This window comes from Streptomyces lasalocidi, assembly GCF_005280215.1.
Lineage (GTDB): Bacteria > Actinomycetota > Actinomycetes > Streptomycetales > Streptomycetaceae > Streptomyces > Streptomyces longwoodensis.
The window spans coordinates 3747406-3767023 of record NZ_SZNQ01000001.1 but is presented as its reverse complement, the minus strand read 5'-3'; the positions used below and the strand labels follow the sequence as shown (position 1 = coordinate 3767023).

Sequence of the window (19618 nt, the reverse complement as noted above, 5' to 3'; positions counted from 1 at the left end):
GAGGTAGGGGAAGCCATGGCTGTTCTGAAGTATGAAGAGATCGCTGAATCACTTCGAACCCGCATCGCCGCAGGTGAGTTCGCCCCCGGCGAGACCATCCCGTCCGGCCGAGACCTGGCCGAGCAGTGGGACGTGTCCCGTGCCACCGCCATCAAGGCTGTCGACGTGCTCCGTAACGATGGCGTGGTGGTGGCCAAGCAGGGAACCGGCTTCGTCGTCACGGAAACACCCGTGGCAAGGCCCGCCGGCGCCCGCCGAGCAGGGTCGGCACGCATCTTGGGTGGGATGCCGTTCCTACGGGTCGGTACGCCCGATTGGGCCGAGCCTCCCACGCGCGTCGCCAACGCCCTCGGGCTTGCGCCCGGCGTTCTGACGTTGCGGCGAGTCCGCATCCTTCAGCTCCCGGACGGAAGCCCGAATAGCTGCGTGGAAGCGTGGTTCCCGCCCGAGATCGCAGAGGCGGCCCCCCGTCTCTCCGACACCGCCCCGATCGCCGAGGGCACCACTCGCTACGTTCGTCGGCAGACCGGACGATTCCCCGTGGAAGGAGTGGATGTCACCACCGTGCGGGCCGCCACTCACCTGGAAGCGGAGCGGCTGGCCGTTGCCGAGGGGAGCCCGGTCGCAGTCCTGCTCCACACGGCGTACGACCAGGAAGGGCGCCCGCTGGTTTGCGAAGAGGGGGTCACCCCCGCTTCGCTCTTCGAGCAGGTGGATACCTACGCAATGTAGAAGAGTGCCGCACTGAGGCTGGACCGGTCCGCCGGTCCAGCTTTTTTGACGTCTCCATTAGTGGTCTGACCTGGCATGAAGCATGAACCTACTCAGTGAATCGATTTTTATTGCTTGACTGGACCGGTCCACCGGTCCAGTCTGTAGGTGCGACGCCGCGACACCTACGGGAGGAGCGGTTCTAGTTCGGGATTGCTTGCCCTCAACGGGGGTTGGCCCCGCGCTGGGGGTCGCTTGACAACTGCACAGGTGGGCCCCGCCTCCCCGAGTCGAAAAGGCGGACTGCGCGGCTAGATCACGCACCAACCGTCCTAGCCGTCATAGCCCCGGCCCGGCTGATCTCGGGCCTACGCCTCAAATGCAGGCCGGGGCACTCCCGCTGACCAGCGGGTCACTCACACCCAAAGGGAGACCGACATGTTCCGCACCCGCTCTGCCGCGTCCGACATGCAGACCCGCACCAGCGACGACTTGCAGCGCGAGTACGACCTGATCACCCGCGAGCGCGACGGGGGCAACAACGCGCTGAGCGCGATCAACGCGCAGAACGACATCGCCCGGGAGCTGGAGCGCCGGGAGCGCTGACCCGCCCGACCTCACCGGCCACTTCGTTGGGAGTTCCGCATGAGCACTGTCGAGATCGTCTCGTTCGGCTACCTGCACGACGCCCCGCCCACCGCGCACCTGACCATCGACCTGCGCCACCACTTTCGCGACCCGCACGTATCGCCCGAGCTGCGCTACATGACCGCTGAGGACGCCCCGGTACGCGCCGCCGTGCTGGCCACCCCCGGCATCACCGCCCTGGTGGACGCCACCGCGACGGCGGTCACCGCGTTCGCCTTCGGTCCCAGCGCGGGAACCGTCACCGTCGCTGACGGGTGCGCCGGCGGCCGGCACCGCGCCCCGACGTTCGCCCTCGCACTCGCCGAGCGGCTGCGCAGAGATGGCCACCGGGTCACGGTCGCGCACCGGGATCTGCACCGCCCGGTCGTCCAGCGCTGACCCGCTGCACGTCGGCCCCGGCATCCAGCCGTGAGGGGCGCCGGATTGAATCCGGCCCGGGGCACCGGCCGCTGCCATGCGGCCCGCCGCACCACTCGCGTGCGGCCTTCATCTTCAACGGCAAGCGGTCCCCGGGAGGCACCCCGGGGACCGCGTTCGGGCCGTTCCACCTGCGAGGGAGAACACGACCCAATGGAACACATCGTCACTGTTCAGGACGCTGTTACCGCGTTCGCCGACTTCATGGAGCCGACGCCCGCGGAACTGGCCGCCATCGACGCTGAGATGCCCGTCATCCTCGCCGACGTCGAGCTGCTGGACGCGCAGATCCTCACGCTGGACCGCACGCCGAGCGAGGTGGACGCCCGCCGCATCCGCCGGGCCCGCCGCCGCGCGCTGGCTGCCCGCGTCGCGCTGGTCAACCGCACGGCCGACCAGACCGGGGGTGTGGCATGACGCACGGCGCGCGGTTGTCGAACAGCTTCCGTGGCGAGTGGGAGCTGTACGTGGTCACCGACCTGATGAGCCTGGAGTGGCCCGAGCACTCGTTCGGGCGGACCGGGCCGGTCCCCACGGTGCAGGAACGGGCCGATGCGCTGGCCCAGCTCGGCTACGTCCTCGCGGACGGCGCCGAGTGGAAGTGGCAGGAGCTCCGCACCGGTGCCATGGACCGCGTGGAGCTGCTGGCGTCTGTGGACGTCGAGCCCAAGGACGGTGCGGCATGAGCGCCACCGGGCGGAACTTGATCGCCGCGCACACTGAGGTGAGGGCGGAGATCGCGCGGACGGACAGTAAGACGGCGCTGCTGCTGGCGTTCGTTGGCGCGGTCCTCGCCGGAACGTGGTCGGTCGCCCGCGACCTGCCACTGAACTGGGCCGCCATCGTCACGGGGGGTGCCGGTCTGGTGCTGCTGGTCGGTGCGGCCGGTCTGCTGCTGCGGTCGGTGCGCCCGAACCTGTCCGGCCGGCACGGCTTCCCCCTGTGGGCCACCCTCACCCCCGAACAGATCACCGCCGCCGTTGCCTCCGACCTGGCCGCCGACGTCGCCGGACTGTCCCGGCTCGCCGTCGCCAAGTTCACCGGCCTGCGCCGCGCGGTCGACCTGACCATGACCGGCGGCGCCCTGCTCATCCTCGCCGCCCTGCTCACCGCCGGGGGTGCGGCATGAGCCTTCACCGCAAGGGCCGCGCCGCCCTCGTCCTCGCGCTGGTCGCCGTGGTCGGGATGGCGTTCCGGGTGTCGTGGAACGCGCTGCGGGACATCGCCGGCGCGGTCGGCGCGGACGCCACGGCCGCGACGCTGTACCCGTTCGTGGTCGACGGACTGATGGCGCTCGCACTGGTCGCCACGCTCGTACTCGCGGGCGACGCGCGCCGCTTCGCCCTGCGGGTGCTGGGCGCGTACACGGTCGCCTCGCTCGTGCTCAACTACGTGCACGGGCTCGTGCCGGAGCTGCACGGCCGATCGGTCGACTGGTCGCGGTTGGCGGAGTGGGACCCCGCCAACTGGGCGCTCGTGCTGCTCGCCACGTCCCTGCCGGTCGGGTCGATCTACTTCGGTTCCGACCTGGTCGCCAAGGTGCTGCACCACCGGCCCACGCCAATCCTGGCGCCGGTCGCGAATGTGGAGAAATCCACCGGGACCACTACGAAACGGTCTATGGCTGACCTGCCCGAATCGTCCCCGGCCCCGGTGGTCAAGTTGGCCCGGCTGACCGTGCCCGAACCGGTCGCGGTCGACCTGAGTAAGTCGACTCCCGTCATCAAGCCGCTCCCGCCGATCGAGCCGACTCCGGTCGCCTCGATCGAGCCGCGTGCAGTGCCGGCGGAGTCGACCCGATCGCGTCGCGCCACCGGCCGCGTCCCCGACGTCGCCAAGCCGCGCCGACCCAAGCGCACCCCGGAACAGTTGCTCGCCGAAGCCCGCACGGTGACGGCCGACTGGCCCGACACCAAGGTGACCGCCGAGGGCATCCGCCGCGAAGTCCACACCTCGCCCGCGAACGCCCGGACGCTGCGGGACACGATCCTCGCCGAGCGGGCCGGTGGGGCGGTGACGCCGTGAGCACCCTCGCCGCACTCTTACCGGCCGTGCCCGCCCTTGGGTGGGCGGTGCACGCCTGGTGGCTGCACTCGCGGCTGACCACCGCCCGGCGTGACCCGCTCACCGGTCTGTGGACGCGGGAGGCGTTCACCCGGCGGGCCCGCCGCTTGCTGCGTGACCCGCGCGCTGTGGTCGTGCTGGCCGATGTCGACCACTTCAAGCAGATCAACGACACTCACGGCCACGCCGCCGGTGACCTGCTGCTGGCCACGGTCGCCGCACGGCTCGCCCACGGCACCCATGGTGGTGTCGTGGGGCGGCTGGGCGGGGACGAGTTCGCCGCCGTCGTCATCGACCGCGACGGCACCGCCGCCGAGCGGCTGGACGTCCTCGCCCGCGTCCTCGCCCGCCCCGTCGACACCGCACCCCAGGTGCACACCACCGTCTCCCTCGGCTGGGTACGGGCCGCCGACTACCGGGGCGAGGACCTGTCCGCGCTGCTGCGCCGCGCTGATGAGGCCATGTACGCGGCCAAGCGGTCCGGCCGCTCCGGGCCCCGGCGGGCCCGGCTGGGGCGGCTGCTCGGATCGGTCGCCGGCCGCCGTCCCGGACGGCGCGGCGCGGCATGAGCACCCTGCCCGTCTACCGGTGGCGCCTGGCCCCGGACGGCTACGCCACCCGCCGCCAACTCCGGGCCCGCAACCTGAGGCCCGGAGGACAGGACGTAGCGGCGCAGTTGGAGCGCCCCCGACGGCGGGGCCGCCCGCCGCTGGTCGCCTACCTCTACCGCATCGACCTCGCCCTGCCGGTGAGGCCGATGACCCCGGCCCGGTGGGCGGCCCTGGCCAAGGCCAACGCCGCCCGCCGCCGCTGCCCCCGGTGCCGCCGGGACGCGGGATACGTCATCCCGCCCTCACTCGGCATGTGCACCCCCTGCGCCTTCCCCGAACCCTCCCCTGAGCTGAGGAGCGCCTAGCCATGGGCAAGCCCGACACCCGCCGCCTTGACCGCGAGATCCGGCAGGCCAACCGCAAGCTCGAAGCGGTCCGCGAACGCGAGATGTGGCCGCTGACCAACTCCGAACGCCGCGCCATCGTCGCCGCCATGGCCGGCGGGGGCTACCGCGTCGTGCGCGGGCGCTCCACCGGCCGCGCCGAGGCCCGGCTGGAGAGCGCGTGGACGGGAGCCGAGACCCGGCTGATCGCGGAGATCACCGCCCTGCACACCGAGCGTCAGCGCGTCGTGAACGAGGCCGCCGCCGCCAAGGCCGCCAAGAAGTCGTCCGGCTGGTGGTGAGCATGGCAGCGCAGCAGACACCGCCGGGTGAGTGCCCGCAGTGCTGGCAGCACGCCCACGACAAGAGCGTCCACCGCCGTCTCAAGCCGCGCGAGGACTGCCCGCAGTGCGTGGACCACATGCGCAACGGCTGTCCCTACCTCGTGCCCAAGCGGTCGTCGGGGTGGTGGTGAGCATGGCGCGCACCGCCCGTTCGGCCGTCCTGGACGCCCACTTCCACTGCCCCCAGTGCGGGCCGCTGGTCTTCGGCGTGACCCGCGCCATCTGCGGCCAGACCATCCCCGCCCCGGTCGTCGGCCACGGGCCCGAGCGCAGGTGCCCCGGCTGCACGGCGGCCCTGCGCGCCCATAAGGCCGGCCACCGCCGCTGACCCCCTGCCCGGCGCCGCCCCCTTGTCCGGGCGGCGCCCCCAGCCTTCCCGCCCCCAACTCCGGGGGCAGTCAGGAGCCTTCCCGTCATGGGTGACAACGTCATTCCCCTGCACAAGAGCCCCGAGGAGCCCGAGGAGTCGGGCAAGGTGACCACGCTGACCGTGGTCCCCGAGCCCGCGCCCGCCCGGCCGGTGCCGCTCTGGGTGCGCTCCGGTCGCGCCGTGCGCGCGACCGTCAGGCACGAGTCGACCAAGGCGACCGCGCGAGCCGTGGTCCGCCACAGCCTCTACACCGTCAACGGGGGCCGGATCGTGGCCCGCCGCACGTGGGACGGGCGCACCGGCTCCCGGTACGAGCGGTACATGCGCGCGGCGGAGGCCGCGGGGAACATGGAGCTGGCCGCTGAGTGGGAGGAGCGCTTGCAGCGCTTCCGCGACGCGCGCCACCGCCGCCGCATGGACCTGCTGCACTCCCCGCTCGACGTCGCCAAGGGCACCGCCGTCGGCGCCGGCATGAGCGTCGGTGTGCTGGTCGCCCTCGGAATCGTGATGGCGCTGAACACCCACAAGGTGGGGGACGTCATCACCCCGCTCAGCGCCACGATCGAGTTCATCGGCGCCCTGATCTACATCGTGCAGATCGTGTGGGGCCCGGCCATCACCATCGGCCCGTTCCTCGCGCTGCTGGCGCTGTGGTCGGTCGGCCGCAAGCAGCACGCCGCACCCCAGTGGGCCCTGCCCGCCAACGTCCGATCGGGCGAGGGCGAGCCGATCACCCCGTCCATCGTGGTCAAGGCCCTGCGTGACCTCGGCATCGCTCCCTTGAAGAACGCCATCAAGGAGATGGGCGACGCCGGCGCGTCCATGCTCGGGCCCATCCGGATCGCCGGATGCGGCGTCGAGGTCGACGTCACCCTGCCCTCGGGTGTGGCCACGAACGAGGTGCAGGCGCGGCGCCGCAAGCTCGCCGAGAACCTCACCCGGCACGAGCACGAGGTGTTCATCATGATCCCGCAGGCAGCGCGCACGGTGCGGCTGTGGATCGCCGATTCCGGCGCCCTGGACGAGCCGATCGGCCCGTCCCCGCTGGTCACCGACCAGACGATGACCGCGAACTACAAGACGGGCAAGGCGCCGTGGGGCCGCAACCTGCGCGGGGACGCCGCAGAGCTGAGCGTGTACCAGCGCCACATGCTCGTCACCGGCCGCTCGAACCAGGGCAAGACCGCATCCCTGCGCTCCGTGGCCCTGTGGCTGGCGCTCGACCGCACGGTGCAGTTCTGGATCGCCGACCTCAAGGGCGTCGGCGACTGGAGCATGTTCGACGGCGTCGCGCAGGTGCTCATCGAGGGTCCCTCCGACGACCACGTCATCCAGGCCACCGAGATGGTGGAAGACGCGGTGGAGGAGATGAACCGGCGGATCGAGGTGCGCCGCACCGACCCGACCGCGGTGTTCCCGCCGCTCATCGTCCTGGTGGACGAGGCGCAGGTGGCGTTCATGTGCCCGGTCGTGGGCGAGGACAAGCGGCCCTACGGCGGCGCCAAGGCCACGTCCCGCTACTTCATGGCCGTGCGCAAGATCCACAACCAGGGGCGTGCGGTCGACGTGCTGATGTGGCAGGGCACGCAGGACCCCACCGACCAGAACCTTCCCAAGCTGGTCCGCGAGGGCGCCCACACCCGCGCCTCCCTCGTGCTGGGCACCGAGACGCAGTCCCGGATGGCGCTGGGCGACAAGGCCGTGGACGACGGCGCCGCCCCGCACCTGCTCAGGCAGGGACTCGACAAGGGCACCCTGGTCGTCGCCTCGGACGGCATCGAGATGCCGGCGGGCCAGTCCTTCATCACGGTCCGCACCCACTTCATCGGCGACGAGCCCGCCGCCGAGATCGCGGAGCGGGCCAAGGCCCTGCGCGACGGCGTCACCACCCTGCGCGTGGTCGAGCAGGGAGAGGAGCGCGACGCCCTCGCCGACGTCGCCGCCGTCATCGGGGACGCGTCCCGGCTGCGGACCAACGAGGTCCTCAAGCGGCTGCACGCCCTGGACCCCAAGGCGTACGGCGACCAGTGGACCAACGACCGGCTCAAGGCGCTGCTGGAGGAGCACGGCGAGGAGCCGAAGAAGTCGCACGGCGTCATGGTCGTCCACCGCGATCACGTCCTGCGGGCCCTCGCCAACCGCGACACCGATGGTTCCGCTTCCGCCGCCGAGTAGCGGGGAGGCACCTTCGTCCGGCCCGGGGAGGCGGGGAGAACTCCCCAACCCCCTCCCCGGGCCACCTCACCCACGTTGATCAGCAAAAACGCCGCTTCGGGGAGGCGGGGAGCCCACCTGCCCGAACCCCTAAAACACCCGCTTGCAGCGCACCCCGAAGGGGGTGCCTCTGCCTCCCCCGACATGCTTCGGAAAGGATTCCGCATGTACCCCGAACCCACCCGCCACGCCCCCGCATCGCGGGCCGCCGACGTCCACCAACCCGTGCCCCTGGCGCCCGCGCCGGTCCTCCACCCGGGCCCGGTCGCGGCCGTGCAGCCGCACACGGCGCCGGCCGTGGCGAGCATCGTCCTGCCCGACGGCCGCGTGGTCACCGGCTACGCCGTGAGCCCCGTGCAGCCCGAACCGCTCGCGGCCAAGCCGCCCGTCTCCCGGGCAGCGGTGAACGTCGCTCTCGGGGGTGTGGGGTTCCTCGCGGTGTGCGGCGGACTGCTGCTGCTGACCACGTTCATCGCCGCGCTCGCCGCGTTCATTCACCAGCTCGTCATCCTCGCCGCCGTCATCTTCGGCGGATGGATCGCCGTGCAGGTCCTCGGCACGAGCGGCCACCGGGGCGGGACCACGGTCAACATCCGCAAAGCCGTCATCAAGCGCAACCACTTCCACCACTGAGCCAAGGAGCGACAACCGCATGAGCGAGACCATCGAGACGATCCGCTACACCGCCGACGTCGTGTGCATCCGGGGCGGCGACGTCCTGCTGATCGAGCGGGGAGGGCACCCACACAAGGGACAGCTCGCCCTTCCCGGCGGACACGTCGACCCCGGCGAGACCTCCCGCGCCGCCGCCGCCCGCGAACTGCTCGAAGAGACCGGCATCGACGTCGACCCGTGGGACCTGGAGCTGATCGGCGTGTACGACGCCCCCGGCCGCGACCCGCGCGGCCGGTACGTCACCGCCGCCTACATGGTGGCCGTCCCCGACGGCATCACCGCGCAGGCCGGGGACGACGCCGCCGCCGTTCGGTGGGTGCCGCTCGACAACGCCCGCGGCCTCGCCTTCGACCACACCGACATCGTCACCACCGCGCGCCACCGGCATCACGGCCCCTTCTAGCTACGCCAAGGGCGGCCCCCATCCGACCAAGAACCGGGGCCGCCCTTGTCCACCTGCCACCAACTGACCTGTGGAGGTCTCCCAGCATGACCCAACCGACCGACATTCGGCGAGACGGCACCCGACCGTTACTGCTGGACCTGTTCTCGTGCGCCGGCGGCGCCGCCATGGGCTACGCCCGCGCCGGATTCACCGTCCACGGCTGCGACATCGCCCACCGGCCCAACTACCCCTTCCCGTACCACCGGGGCGACGCGCTCACCTACCTCGCCCATCTGATCACCACGGGCGAGATCCGCCGGTACGCGTTCGTGCACGCCTCCCCGCCGTGCCAGCACGGGTGCGCGCTGACCGTGGGCACGAACGCCTCGCAGGGCTGGGGACGCTCGCACGTCGACCTCGTGGCACCCACCCGCGAATTGCTCGAGCAGACTGGCCTGCCGTACGTCATCGAGCAGCCCAACGGCCGCGCGGAGATCCGCAAAGACCTCACCCTGTGCGGGGAGATGTTCGGCCTCGGCGTCATCCGGCACCGCAACTTCGAGTTGGGCGGCTGGAGCGCCCGACAGCCGGCCCACCTGCGCCACCGGGGCCGCGTGCGCGGCTACCGGCACGGCCGCTTCTACGACGGCCCTTACGTGGCCGCCTACGGCAACGGCGGGGGCAAACCGTCCGTCCCGGAGCTGCAAGCCGCGCTCGGCATCGACTGGACCGACGTGCGCGAGGAACTGACCGAGGCCATCCCGCCCGCCTACTCCGAGCACATCGGCGCCGCGTTCCTCGCCACCGCCGCGCTGGGGGTGGCGGCATGAGCGCCACGCCCAACCCGCAGGACACGGCGCTGCGTCTCGCGGCGTCCGGTGTGCCGGTGCTGCCGCTGCGCCGGGGAAAGGTCCCGTTCGGCAACTGCCCGGCGTGCGCGGACAACGCGTGCGGTGGCCGGCCGGACATGAAGACCCCGGGCCCCTGCTCGTGCCCCGGCGTCTGCCACGCTTGGGCCGCCGCGACGACCGATCCGGCCGTGATCACCTCGTCCCCGTGGCAGACGGCGTGGCGCCGGGCGGTGTGCGTCGGCTACCACCCCGGCGGCGCCGGGCTCACCGTGGTGGATCTGGACGACGTGGACGCCATCGCGTGGGCCCGCACCGCCCTGCCCGCCACGCTCACCGTGCCCACGACGCGGGGACAGCACTGGATCTACCGGGGCGCCATGACGTCCGGCAACGCGGTGCGGCCCGGCGTAGACGTCAAGTCCCTTATGTCGTACGCCCGTTGGCTCGGTCACGGCACGGGCGTCATGGCCCCTCTCCCGGACGCTGTGCGCGCCCTGGCAGTGAAGGAACCGCCCGCGCCCCGTAGGGCGCCACAGAGCCTCACAGCGCCTCTGAGGGGCCACGGGGGCGAATGCCCGCACCGCACTCCGACCTATCTCGAACGCGGTGTCGCGATGGCCGTGCAGCGCATCACCGACGCCCACAGCAGCGTGCACGCCACGGTGTACCGGACGTTCCTCGCGGTGCTGTCGACGCACGGCCGGTGCGGCTGCCTCACCGACACCCACGTCAACCGGCTGTTCACCGCCGCGCAGGCCAAGGGCGAGAGCCCACGGCACTGCACCGACGCGTGGACCAACGCACTGACCACGTTGGGACTGTGACCGTGTCCGACGACGAGAAGAACCCCGCACGCCAGGTCATCACCGACTACGCCCAGTCCCACTTCCGGTACTTCCGCACCGTGGACGGGACCGTGTACGCCCAGCGCACCGGCCACCCCGTGGCCCGCCCCATCCGCTCCCAGGGCACCACCGGCAGCCACCGCCAGGAACTCATGGTCGGCCTCTTCCGTGACGGGGTCGGCGTCTTCAACGGAACCGCCCTCAAGGAGGCGTTGGACTTGATCGAGGCACTCGCCCTCACCGAGCAGGTACAGCCCACCCACATCCGCGTGGCCCCCGGCTTCGACGGCGCCACCTGGCTGGACCTCGGCCGCGATGACGGCCAGTCCGTGCGCATCCACCCCACCGGCTGGGACATCCGCATCCCCGACCCCGAAGAGGTGTGCTGGCGACGCACCCAGCTCACCGGGGAACTCCCCGTGCCCGCCAAGGACACCAACGGCAAGGGCATCGACCTGCTGATGCGGCTGTGCAACTTCGCCGACGCCAAAACCGAAGCCCTGGCCATCGCGTGGCTCATCGGCTGCCTGGAACCGTCCGTGCCCGTCCCCGCCCCGTTCCTCACCGGCCCGCAGGGCGCCGGCAAGTCCACCGGCGGCCGGATGCTCGTGCGGATCATCGAGGGCATGACCGGTGACCTGCGCCGCGCCCCCAAGGACGAAGAGAACATGATCACCGCTGTCGCGGCCGGATGGATCACCGCCCTGGACAACCTCTCCCACCTGCCCCCGGACCTGTCCGACCTGATGTGCTGCGTCATCACCGGAGCCGAGAGCATCAAGCGCGCCCTGTTCACCGACGGCGACGTGGTCCGCTCCCGCTACCGCCGGCCGATGTTGCTGACCGGTATCGACGTCGGCGTGATCCGCCCCGACCTCGCCGAACGGCTCCTCACCCTGCGTCTGGAACGCCCCCGGGTGCGGCGCACCGAAGCGGAGCTGTGGGCGGAGTACGCCGAGATCCTGCCCGTCGTCCTCGGCTCCCTGCTGGACCTGACCGTGAAGGTCCGTGCGGTGCAGGCCGAGACCCCGACGGATCTGCGGATGGCGGACTTCGCGCACCTGTGCGCGCAGCTCGACGCCGCGACCGGCTTCGGGACGCTGGAGGCGTACCGGGCCAGTCTGGACGACCTCAACGACGACGTGATCGAAGGCGACCTGCTCGCGCAGACCGTGTTGAAGCGCGCGGAGGAACTCGCCCCGGGCGAGGACGTGCGGATGTCGTCGGCGGAGTGGCTGCACGCCCTCAGCACCCTCTACAGCGGCGAGGAATGCCGCCCCCTGCCCAAGGGGTGGCCCACCACCGGCAAGGTGCTCTCCGACCGGCTGCGGCGCATCCAGCCCACCCTCGCCGCGCGCGGGGTCCTGGTCGACTGGGGGCGCACCAGCGCCGCCCGCTACATCGAGATCACCCGCCAGGCCCCGCCCCCGCCGCCCGAGCAGCAGCCCGCCTTCTGACCGCCGCCGGACCCGCGCGGACAACAAGAGGAGCACGCCCCGCCCGGGGAGGTGCTCCTCTTGCTGTTCGGCGGCGACAGCCGCCCTGCACAGGTCGCGCCGCGAAGCGGCCCGTTCTTCAAACCCTGAGCGGACCTAAAGACCCACAGACACCACCCCCTTCTTTTTCCTAAGTAGGGAAGATCTGCGTCACTGCGTCACCACGGGCCCGACAGACGGCCGCTGACCTGCGGCGACAGCCGATGACGCAGACGGCGAATCCTGCGTCATCCCGCGTCACCAGCGTCACCCCATGACGAGCCCCCACGTCATCGGTGACGCAGGACCCGTCCTGCTGCGTCACAAGAACCCGCAGGTCAGACGCCTGATTGACGCACGTGACGCGATGACGCAGAAATCCCCGCTTCGGACAGCACAGGCCACCCCGCCCCGAGGAGATCTCGCGTGAGCAGCGCCAGCGTGGAAATCGTCCGACCGGCTGAGGCCAGGGACCTGGCCCCCGTTCTCCTGACCGTTGAAGAGGCTGCCCGCTGCCTCCGAATCGGCCGCACGACCTGCTACGCCCTCATCCGCACCGGAGAGCTGGAGTCCCTGACCATCGGCGGACTCCGCCGTGTCCCTGCGGACGCCCCGGCCGCCTACCTCGCCCGGCGCCGGGCCGAGCAGCAGGCCGCCTGACCATGCCCACTTGGAGCGCCGCCCCGCACGCAGGGCGGCGCTCCTGTCTGACCACCTCGCACCCACCGGAGGACTGCCAATGGCAGAAGAGAAGAAGCGCACCCGTCGGGCCAACGGTGAATCGGCCATCTACCTGGGCAAAGACGGACGCTGGCACGCCCGCGTGCCCATGGGCTACAAGGACGACGGAACGCCCTACCGCCGACATCTCACGCGCCCCACGCGCAAAGACCTGGTGGGCGAGGTCCGACGCCTGGAAAAGCAGCGGGACGAAGGTTCCGCGCGCCAGCCCGGCAAGCCGTGGACAGTGGCGAAGTGGCTTGAGCACTGGGTCGAGAACATCGCCCGGCCCGTCGTAAGCGAGAACACGTACGACGGGTACGAGGTGGCAGTCCGCGTGCACCTGGTGCCGGGCATCGGCCGGCACCGCATCGACCGCCTGGAGCCCGAACACCTGGAGAGCCTTTACCGCCGGATGCAGAGCGCTGGCAGCAAGGCCGGCACCGCCCACCAGGCTCACCGGACGGCCCGCACGGCTCTGGGGGAGGCGGTGCGGCGTGGCCACGCAGCGAAGAACGCTGCTGCGCTCGCGAAGCCGCCCCGGATGGAAGAGGACGAGACGGAGGTGGAGCCCTACTCGGTCGATGAGGTTCAGCGTCTCCTGCTCGCAGTGAACAAGCGCCGGAACAGCGCCCGCTGGATGCTGGCCCTGGCGCTCGGGCTGCGACAGGGCGAGACGCTCGGACTGCGGTGGTCTGACGTGGACTTGGACAACGAGTACTTGAAGCTGCGCCGGAACCGGTTGCGCCCGAAGTACGAGCACGGGTGCGGTGAGACGGCGCCGTGCGGCCGGAAGGCCGGTTACTGCCCGGCCCGGGTGCAGGTGCGCCGTGAGACGAAGAACACGAAGTCACGGGCCGGACGTCGCGCCGTGCCGCTCCCGGGCCCGCTGGTCGTAATGATCCGCTCTCACAGGGAGGTGCAGGCCCAGGAGCGCGCGGCGGCCGGGAACCTGTGGACCGAGTCGGAGTACGTGTTCACCAAGCCGTTGGGCGGGCCGCTCAGCCCGAACACGGACTACCACGACTGGAAGCGGCTGCTGGAAGACGCCGGCGTGCGGGACGGGCGTCTGCATGACGCGCGGCACACCGCGGGCACCGTGCTGATGCTGCTCGGAGTCCCGGACCGGGTCATCGACCAGATCATGGGATGGGAGCCGGGAGGCGCCGCCCGGATGCGGGCGCGGTACCTGCACGTGACCGATCCCATGCTCAAGGAAGCGGCTCGGAAGATCGAGCGAGCCATCTGGGGAGCTCCGGAAAACCTGGCTGTGGACAAAGACCAGGACAATGAGACGTAGGGACAACGCCGAAGGGCCCCACCTCGCGGTGGGGCCCTTCGACATCGTGCCCGGTGAGGCACTGGCGGAGGATACGAGATTCGAACTCGTGAGGGGTTGCCCCCAACACGCTTTCCAAGCGTGCGCCCTAGGCCTCTAGGCGAATCCTCCGCCGGAAACATTACATGACCGAGAGGAGTGCTCGCGAACTCGTTCAGGGGGCCTGGCATCGGGTAACCTGTGCGAAGCCCCTCACGCGGCGCTATCTGACTGAACTCCCCCAGGGCCGGAAGGCAGCAAGGGTAGGTTGGCTCTGGCGGGTGCGTGGGGGGCGCTTGCGTTGCTGGGTGAGGTCGTTCCGCCACCGGGCTCCGTGCCCCGCGTCCGCGCCCGTGTCCCGGTCCGGCTCACGGCCCGCACCGGCCCGGCCCCGGTCCGCGCACCGGCCCGCCCCGGCCCCTCCCGCGGGCGGTCCGCTTTGTCAGTGGGCGCCATTAACCTCGTATGCGTGTCGTCTCTCGCGCTGTACCGCCGCTATCGCCCGGAGTCATTCGCCGAGGTCATCGGGCAGGAGCATGTCACCGACCCGTTGCAGCAGGCGCTGCGGAACAACCGGGTCAATCACGCGTACCTGTTCAGCGGTCCGCGCGGCTGCGGCAAGACGACCAGCGCCCGCATCCTCGCCCGCTGCCTGAACTGCGAGAAGGGCCCCACCCCCACCCCCTGCGGCGAGTGCGACTCCTGCCGCGACCTGGCGCGCAACGGGCCCGGTTCCATCGACGTCATCGAGATCGACGCGGCCTCCCACGGTGGCGTGGACGACGCCCGTGACCTGCGCGAGAAGGCCTTCTTCGGGCCGGCCCGCAGCCGTTACAAGATCTACATCATCGACGAGGCCCACATGGTCACGTCGGCCGGCTTCAACGCCCTGCTGAAGGTCGTCGAGGAGCCGCCCGAGCACCTCAAGTTCATCTTCGCCACCACCGAGCCCGAGAAGGTCATCGGCACCATCCGGTCCCGGACCCACCACTACCCCTTCCGGCTCGTCCCGCCCGGCACCCTCCGCGAGTACCTGGGCGAGGTCTGCCAGAAGGAGGCCATCCCCGTCGAGGAAGGCGTCCTGCCGCTCGTCGTGCGCTCCGGCGCCGGATCCGTGCGTGACTCCATGTCCGTCAGATCCCGCACCTTCTTCGGGTAGCGGACCTTGGCCACGTCCTCCTTCATCGCTGCGAGCAGCCCGCCCGCGTCGAGCACCTCGTCCGCCCTGTCCAGGAACTCGGACCGGGGGATGCGCTTCCCGCTCTCGATCTTGTAGACGAGGTCCTCGCCGTACCCCACGGCCCGGCCGAACTCGCCGGCCCGCATGCCGACGGCCTCGCGCCGCCGCTTCACCTGGATCCTGCTCAGCCAGAACGCCCACGTCACCGGCTTCGACGGCACCACCCTCCAGATCGGCTTCGTCAACTCCGGCGCCCGCGACAACTTCTCCGGCAGCGGCAGCGAGGACGTGCTGCGCCAGGCGCTGGTCGAGCAGTTCAACGTCCACTGGAAGATCGACGCGATCGTCGACCCCTCGGGCGGCTCCGGCGGCGGCCCGGCCCCCGCTCCGGGCGGCTTCGGCGGCCCTTCGGCGGGCTACGGCGCCCCCGCGTCCGTCCCCGGCGGCTACGGCACTCCCGGCGGCCCCGGCCCCGGCGCATCCGGTGGCCCCGGCGGCCCGGGGGGCTACGGCGGCGCACCCACCCCCTCGGCCCCGCACTCGTCCGGCCCCACCGCACCGTCCCCGGCCGCCTCCGCCTCCCGCCCGACGGCACCCCCGGCCCCGGCGCAGCCCGGCCCCGCGTCCCGCCCCTCCGCCCCGGAGCCGGTCGCCCCCGAGGACGACACCCCCGAGGACGACGACCCCGACCTCAACGAGTCGGCCCTCTCCGGCCACGAACTGATCGTCCGCGAGCTCGGCGCCACGGTGGTGGAGGAGTACACCAACGAGTAGCCGGCGGGGGCACCCGCGCCGCCGACGTTGCGCGCCGCGCCCCCGCGGCTCGCCCTGGAGGAACCTCCAGGCGCCCGACGGACCGCCCCTCGGACACCCGCACAACCCCCGCCGCCATCCCGGTTACGCTGGGCGCGTGAACGTCCTCGTCATCGGCAGCGGCGCCCGCGAACACGCCCTGTGCCGCTCCCTGTCCCTCGACCCCGCCGTCACCGCGCTGCACTGCGCCCCCGGCAACGCCGGCATCGCCGAGATCGCCGAGCTGCACGCGGTCGACGCCCTCGACGGTGCCGCCGTCACCGCACTGGCCCGGGACCTCGGCGCCGAGCTGGTGGTCGTGGGCCCGGAGGCCCCGCTGGTCGCGGGCGTCGCCGACGCGGTGCGCGAGGCGGGCATCCCGGTGTTCGGCCCGTCGAAGGAGGCCGCGCAGCTGGAGGGCTCCAAGGCGTTCGCCAAGGACGTGATGGCCGCGGCCGGCGTCCCCACGGCCCGCAGCTACGTGTGCACCACCGCCGACGAGGTCGCCGTGGCGCTGGACGCCTTCGGCGCGCCGTACGTCGTCAAGGACGACGGTCTCGCGGCGGGCAAGGGCGTCGTCGTGACCGACGACGTCGAGGCGGCCACGGCGCACGCGGCGGCCTGCGAGCGCGTGGTCATCGAGGAGTACCTGGAAGGCCCCGAGGTCTCCCTCTTCGCGGTCACCGACGGCGAGACGGTCGTCCCGCTCCAGCCCGCCCAGGACTTCAAGCGCGCGCTGGACGGCGACGAGGGCCCGAACACCGGCGGCATGGGCGCCTACTCCCCGCTGCCCTGGGCCGACCCCAAGCTGGTCGACGAGGTCATGGAGACGGTGCTCCAGCCGACCGTCGACGAGATGCGCCGGCGCGGCACCCCCTTCTCGGGGCTGCTGTACGCCGGTCTCGCGATCACCTCGCGCGGGGTGCGGGTCATCGAGTTCAACGCCCGCTTCGGCGACCCCGAGACCCAGGTGGTCCTGGCCCGCCTGAAGACCCCGCTGGCCGGTCTGCTGACGGCCGCCGCGACCGGCACGCTCGCCCACCTGGAGCCGCTGCGCTGGAGCGAGGACGCGGCCGTCACGGTCGTCGTCGCCTCGCACAACTACCCCGGCACCCCGCGCACCGGCGACCCGATCACCGGCCTCGCGGACGTGGCCGAGCAGGACGCCCCGCACGCGTACGTCCTGCACGCCGGCACCAAGTACGACGGTGACGCGGTCGTCAGCGCCGGTGGCCGCGTCCTGTCGGTCACGGCGACCGGCGAGGACCTCACCCGGGCCCGCGAGCGCGCGTACCGGGCCGTGAGCCGCATCGGCCTCGACGGCTCCCAGCACCGCACGGACATCGCGGCGAAGGCGGCGGCGGGGGAGTAACCCGGCACCGCAGGAGAACTCCGCTGAACCCCTCAGGCCCCGGATCCGTCTCACGATCCGGGGCCTGATCCTTGCCCTGCGTCACCCACCTCTCCCCAAAGCCATTCCATCGAGTGAGCGGTGTCCCATCCGGCTGACGGGGGCGAAGGGGCCAACTAGGGTGCCGCGCAAGCGTTCCGGCACTTGGCCCACCGGCATTGCGATGTCAGTGGCGGGTGCCACAGTGGGGGAGTGAGCAAGACCAGCAGAGCCGCCGCCGGCACGGCCGGCGGGGCCAGGACCGCGGGGAGGGGGTGACGCCGGTCGTGACCGGGATCGCGATGGGTTCGGAGGTGGGCGCGCAGGCCGCGCGCGCCCGGGCACTCGCCGTGCTGCGCATCCGCGGCCGCGCGCTCGCGGTGGCGCTGCTGCCCGCCGCGGCGGCCGTGATCCTCGTCGCGGGCGGCACCAGCGGCCACCTGGTGGGCCCCGGCTGGGACGCCGCCCGCGCGGTGGTGAGCGCCGTCGCGCTGGTCGTCCTGCTCGCCGCCGGGGTCATCGCCCTGGTCGTGGCCCGGGCCCGCCCGGCCGTCAGCCCGACGGTGCCGATCGCCGAGGACGCCGCCCCGGACCTGTACCGGCTGGTGCGCGACCTGGCCGAGCGCCTGGACGTCCCGGCGCCCTCCGCCATAGCGCTCACCCCGGACTGCGACAGCTGGCTGGAGGACCGCACCCACCCGGCCCACGGCCCGCCCGCGCGCGAGGAGCGCGACGAGCTGGCCGGCGCGCCCGGCGGACGCCACCGGCGTACGGCCGCACCCGTGCTGGTCATCGGCTCCCCGTTCCTGTGGTGGATGCGCGTCGGCGAGCTGCGCGCGGTCCTCGCCCCGGTCGTCGCCGGTACGGGCCCGTCGGCGCACCCCGACATAGCCGCGGCCCGGCGCTTCGTGCGCGGTCTGGACGCCGCGGTGGCCACCGCGGCGGACCGCGGCCGATGTCCGGCGTTCCGGCCGGCCTGCGCCGGGATCGGCTGGGTGGCCCGGCTGCTCCTGCGCAGCTGCCGGCAGCACGCGGCGGAGATGGAGCGGGGTGTGGCCGCCGCGGCCGCCGAGCGGGCGCAGGCGGTGGACTACGGGGTGCGGATCGTCGCGCAGGAGCAGGTGGGCCTGGCGTACGCCGGCTGGGACCGGCTCCTCACGCGCGTGGCGCTGCCCGCCTGGCGGATGGGTCGCTGGCCCGCCCGGCTGGACGCGGGCGTCGTCGCGGCCCTCACCGAGCTGTCCCGGCGCGACCGGCTGGCCGAGGGGTTCGCCTCCCGGCTGGGCGAGCGACCGGCCTGCGACCTGCTGGAGGAGCCCGGCACGGTGGACGAGGCCGCCTCCCTGCTCGCGGCCCGGCTCTTCCACGGCGGCCCGGCCGAGTGCGGGCCCGACTGGGCGCCGGTGGACTGGTCGGAGTACCCGGAGGAGGTCGTCGACCGCAAGTGGCGCACCGACGCCGCCCGCCTCCACCGCGTCCTCGACGCCCTGGGCGTGCGCCGGGCACCGGACCCGACGGCCCACGACCCGAACGGCCCCACGCTCACCCGCGTCCTGGACCACCTGACGGCTCCCGACCGGGACGACCTGGAACCCTCCGACGCCGAGGCCACCGCGGCGAGCCCGGCCGCCACGTCCGACGCCGACACCGACGCCAAGCCCCCCTCCCGGGACCCGGCGACCCTGGACGCCGAGGCCGACGCCGACACCGACGCCGACCTCCACCCCGATGAAGACACCCCCCGCGCCCCCCGCACCGCCGCCCTCGCCGCCCGCCTCAGCGCCGAGCTCGCCCGTGAGGATGCCGCCGCGCCCCCCGCCCCCGCGCCCGGCGCGTCCCCCTCCGGCCAGGCGGGCCCCGACGCGCTCTGGGACGTCGACGCGCTGCCCCTGTTCCCGCTCCAGCCCCCGCGCACCGAGCGTGAGCTGCTCACCGATCACGTCACGGCGATGGTGTGCTGCGCCGCGATGGACACCGCCGGGGCCCAGCCGGGCCTGGACTGGCTGGACGGCCCGACCCTGCTGGTCGGCGGCGAGCGGGCCACCGACCTGGCGCCCAGGGTCCTCAGCCTCGTGGAGGACGGTGACCCGGACCCCCTGCGGGCCTGGCTCAGCGAGCTCGGCATACGCCCCGAGAAGCCCGTACGGCTCGTCTGATCAGCGGTCGATCCGACTCCTGAGAAACCGGAAGTCCAGGTTCCTCTTCAAGTCAATTCGCGACGAGCAGTGACAGTGTGCGTGCGTTATGTGATGTGCTGGGACCGGTCCCGCCCATGGCATGGGCAC

Annotated in this window: 24 protein-coding genes, 1 tRNA gene, 1 other RNA gene and 1 pseudogene; 25 read left to right on the top strand and 2 right to left on the bottom strand. The window is 72.4% G+C overall.

Annotated features, from left to right (window positions below):
* Nucleotides 1–15 precede the first annotated feature (15 nt).
* The 20 genes from E4U91_RS16865 to E4U91_RS16775 all read left to right on the top strand — a co-directional run bounded on the left by E4U91_RS16865 (nt 16) and on the right by E4U91_RS16775 (nt 13953).
* Nucleotides 16–732, top strand: coding sequence for a GntR family transcriptional regulator (locus E4U91_RS16865; RefSeq protein ID WP_137307619.1), 717 nt, complete (start codon nt 16–18; stop codon nt 730–732).
* Nucleotides 733–1149: 417 nt separating this feature from the next.
* Nucleotides 1150–1317 (top strand): hypothetical protein, encoded by a 168-nt coding sequence (locus E4U91_RS38105; protein ID WP_168218126.1) that lies wholly within the window; start codon nt 1150–1152, stop codon nt 1315–1317.
* A 39-nt stretch (nt 1318–1356) separates the two neighbouring features.
* Complete coding sequence (locus E4U91_RS16860) at nt 1357–1737, top strand: RapZ C-terminal domain-containing protein (protein WP_137307618.1); 381 nt, start codon at nt 1357–1359, stop codon at nt 1735–1737.
* A 192-nt stretch (nt 1738–1929) separates the two neighbouring features.
* Entirely contained in the window at nt 1930–2193 is a 264-nt protein-coding gene (locus E4U91_RS16855; protein ID WP_137307617.1) for a DUF6284 family protein, read from the top strand.
* Entirely contained in the window at nt 2190–2462 is a 273-nt protein-coding gene (locus tag E4U91_RS16850) for a DUF6303 family protein (RefSeq protein WP_137307616.1), read from the top strand. The genes E4U91_RS16855 and E4U91_RS16850 overlap by 4 nt, the downstream gene beginning before the upstream one ends.
* Nucleotides 2459–2905, top strand: a complete 447-nt coding sequence (locus E4U91_RS16845) for a Pycsar system effector family protein (RefSeq protein ID WP_137307615.1) — start codon at nt 2459–2461, stop codon at nt 2903–2905. The genes E4U91_RS16850 and E4U91_RS16845 overlap by 4 nt, the downstream gene beginning before the upstream one ends.
* On the top strand, nt 2902–3801 hold the full coding sequence (locus E4U91_RS16840) for a DUF2637 domain-containing protein (protein ID WP_137307614.1): 900 nt from the start codon (nt 2902–2904) through the stop codon (nt 3799–3801). The genes E4U91_RS16845 and E4U91_RS16840 overlap by 4 nt, the downstream gene beginning before the upstream one ends.
* A complete protein-coding gene (locus E4U91_RS16835; protein ID WP_137307613.1) occupies nt 3798–4409 on the top strand; it encodes a GGDEF domain-containing protein in 612 nt (203 codons plus the stop codon). Before E4U91_RS16840 ends, E4U91_RS16835 begins: the two co-directional genes overlap by 4 nt.
* The gene (locus E4U91_RS16830) at nt 4406–4756 is read left to right on the top strand and encodes an RRQRL motif-containing zinc-binding protein (RefSeq protein ID WP_137307612.1); all 351 of its coding nucleotides are present in this window, start codon (nt 4406–4408) and stop codon (nt 4754–4756) included. The genes E4U91_RS16835 and E4U91_RS16830 overlap by 4 nt, the downstream gene beginning before the upstream one ends.
* A gap of 2 nt (nt 4757–4758) precedes the next feature.
* Nucleotides 4759–5076: a hypothetical protein gene (locus E4U91_RS16825; RefSeq protein WP_137307611.1), complete on the top strand. Its 318-nt coding sequence runs from the start codon at nt 4759–4761 to the stop codon at nt 5074–5076.
* Nucleotides 5077–5078: 2 nt separating this feature from the next.
* Nucleotides 5079–5249 (top strand): pRL2-8, encoded by a 171-nt coding sequence (locus tag E4U91_RS16820; protein ID WP_174867810.1) that lies wholly within the window; start codon nt 5079–5081, stop codon nt 5247–5249.
* Nucleotides 5250–5251: 2 nt separating this feature from the next.
* A complete protein-coding gene (locus tag E4U91_RS16815) occupies nt 5252–5446 on the top strand; it encodes a hypothetical protein (RefSeq protein ID WP_137307610.1) in 195 nt (64 codons plus the stop codon).
* 87 nt (nt 5447–5533) lie between these two features.
* Nucleotides 5534–7663 (top strand): FtsK/SpoIIIE domain-containing protein, encoded by a 2130-nt coding sequence (locus E4U91_RS16810; protein ID WP_137307609.1) that lies wholly within the window; start codon nt 5534–5536, stop codon nt 7661–7663.
* A 204-nt stretch (nt 7664–7867) separates the two neighbouring features.
* Nucleotides 7868–8335, top strand: a complete 468-nt coding sequence (locus tag E4U91_RS16805) for a hypothetical protein (protein ID WP_137307608.1) — start codon at nt 7868–7870, stop codon at nt 8333–8335.
* 19 nt (nt 8336–8354) lie between these two features.
* Entirely contained in the window at nt 8355–8780 is a 426-nt protein-coding gene (locus E4U91_RS16800; RefSeq protein ID WP_137307607.1) for an NUDIX domain-containing protein, read from the top strand.
* Nucleotides 8781–8866: 86 nt separating this feature from the next.
* Nucleotides 8867–9592: a DNA cytosine methyltransferase gene (locus E4U91_RS16795; RefSeq protein WP_137307606.1), complete on the top strand. Its 726-nt coding sequence runs from the start codon at nt 8867–8869 to the stop codon at nt 9590–9592.
* Nucleotides 9589–10437 (top strand): bifunctional DNA primase/polymerase, encoded by an 849-nt coding sequence (locus E4U91_RS16790; RefSeq protein WP_137307605.1) that lies wholly within the window; start codon nt 9589–9591, stop codon nt 10435–10437. Before E4U91_RS16795 ends, E4U91_RS16790 begins: the two co-directional genes overlap by 4 nt.
* 2 nt (nt 10438–10439) lie before the next feature.
* A complete protein-coding gene (locus E4U91_RS16785; RefSeq protein WP_137310859.1) occupies nt 10440–11915 on the top strand; it encodes an ATP-binding protein in 1476 nt (491 codons plus the stop codon).
* 444 nt (nt 11916–12359) lie between these two features.
* Entirely contained in the window at nt 12360–12593 is a 234-nt protein-coding gene (locus E4U91_RS16780; protein WP_137307604.1) for a helix-turn-helix domain-containing protein, read from the top strand.
* Nucleotides 12594–12672: 79 nt separating this feature from the next.
* Nucleotides 12673–13953 (top strand): tyrosine-type recombinase/integrase, encoded by a 1281-nt coding sequence (locus tag E4U91_RS16775; protein WP_137307603.1) that lies wholly within the window; start codon nt 12673–12675, stop codon nt 13951–13953.
* A gap of 62 nt (nt 13954–14015) precedes the next feature.
* Here E4U91_RS16775 and E4U91_RS16770 read toward each other — a convergent pair.
* Nucleotides 14016–14103 (bottom strand) — tRNA-Ser (locus E4U91_RS16770).
* A gap of 72 nt (nt 14104–14175) precedes the next feature.
* Here E4U91_RS16770 and ffs point away from each other — a divergent pair.
* Together ffs and dnaX are read left to right on the top strand one after the other, a co-directional pair.
* Nucleotides 14176–14274, top strand: an RNA gene (gene ffs, locus E4U91_RS16765) — signal recognition particle sRNA small type.
* A 31-nt stretch (nt 14275–14305) separates the two neighbouring features.
* A complete protein-coding gene (gene dnaX, locus E4U91_RS39020; protein WP_338326670.1) occupies nt 14306–15130 on the top strand; it encodes a DNA polymerase III subunit gamma/tau in 825 nt (274 codons plus the stop codon).
* Here dnaX and E4U91_RS39015 read toward each other — a convergent pair.
* Nucleotides 15088–15327, bottom strand: a pseudogene (locus E4U91_RS39015) (helix-turn-helix domain-containing protein); the annotation flags it as partial. The gene dnaX and the pseudogene E4U91_RS39015 sit on opposite strands and share 43 nt — an antisense overlap.
* On the opposite strand from E4U91_RS39015, the gene E4U91_RS39010 reads away from it, so the two are divergent.
* The 3 genes from E4U91_RS39010 (at nt 15296) to E4U91_RS38540 (ending at nt 19489) form a co-directional block, all read left to right on the top strand.
* On the top strand, nt 15296–15925 hold the full coding sequence (locus E4U91_RS39010) for a DNA polymerase III subunit gamma/tau (protein WP_241678604.1): 630 nt from the start codon (nt 15296–15298) through the stop codon (nt 15923–15925). The pseudogene E4U91_RS39015 and the gene E4U91_RS39010 sit on opposite strands and share 32 nt — an antisense overlap.
* Before the next feature lie 136 nt (nt 15926–16061).
* On the top strand, nt 16062–17315 hold the full coding sequence (gene purD, locus E4U91_RS16755; RefSeq protein WP_137307602.1) for a phosphoribosylamine--glycine ligase: 1254 nt from the start codon (nt 16062–16064) through the stop codon (nt 17313–17315).
* Between the two features lie 320 nt (nt 17316–17635).
* Entirely contained in the window at nt 17636–19489 is a 1854-nt protein-coding gene (locus E4U91_RS38540; protein WP_168218266.1) for a M48 family metalloprotease, read from the top strand.
* The last annotated feature ends 129 nt before the right edge of the window (nt 19490–19618 follow it).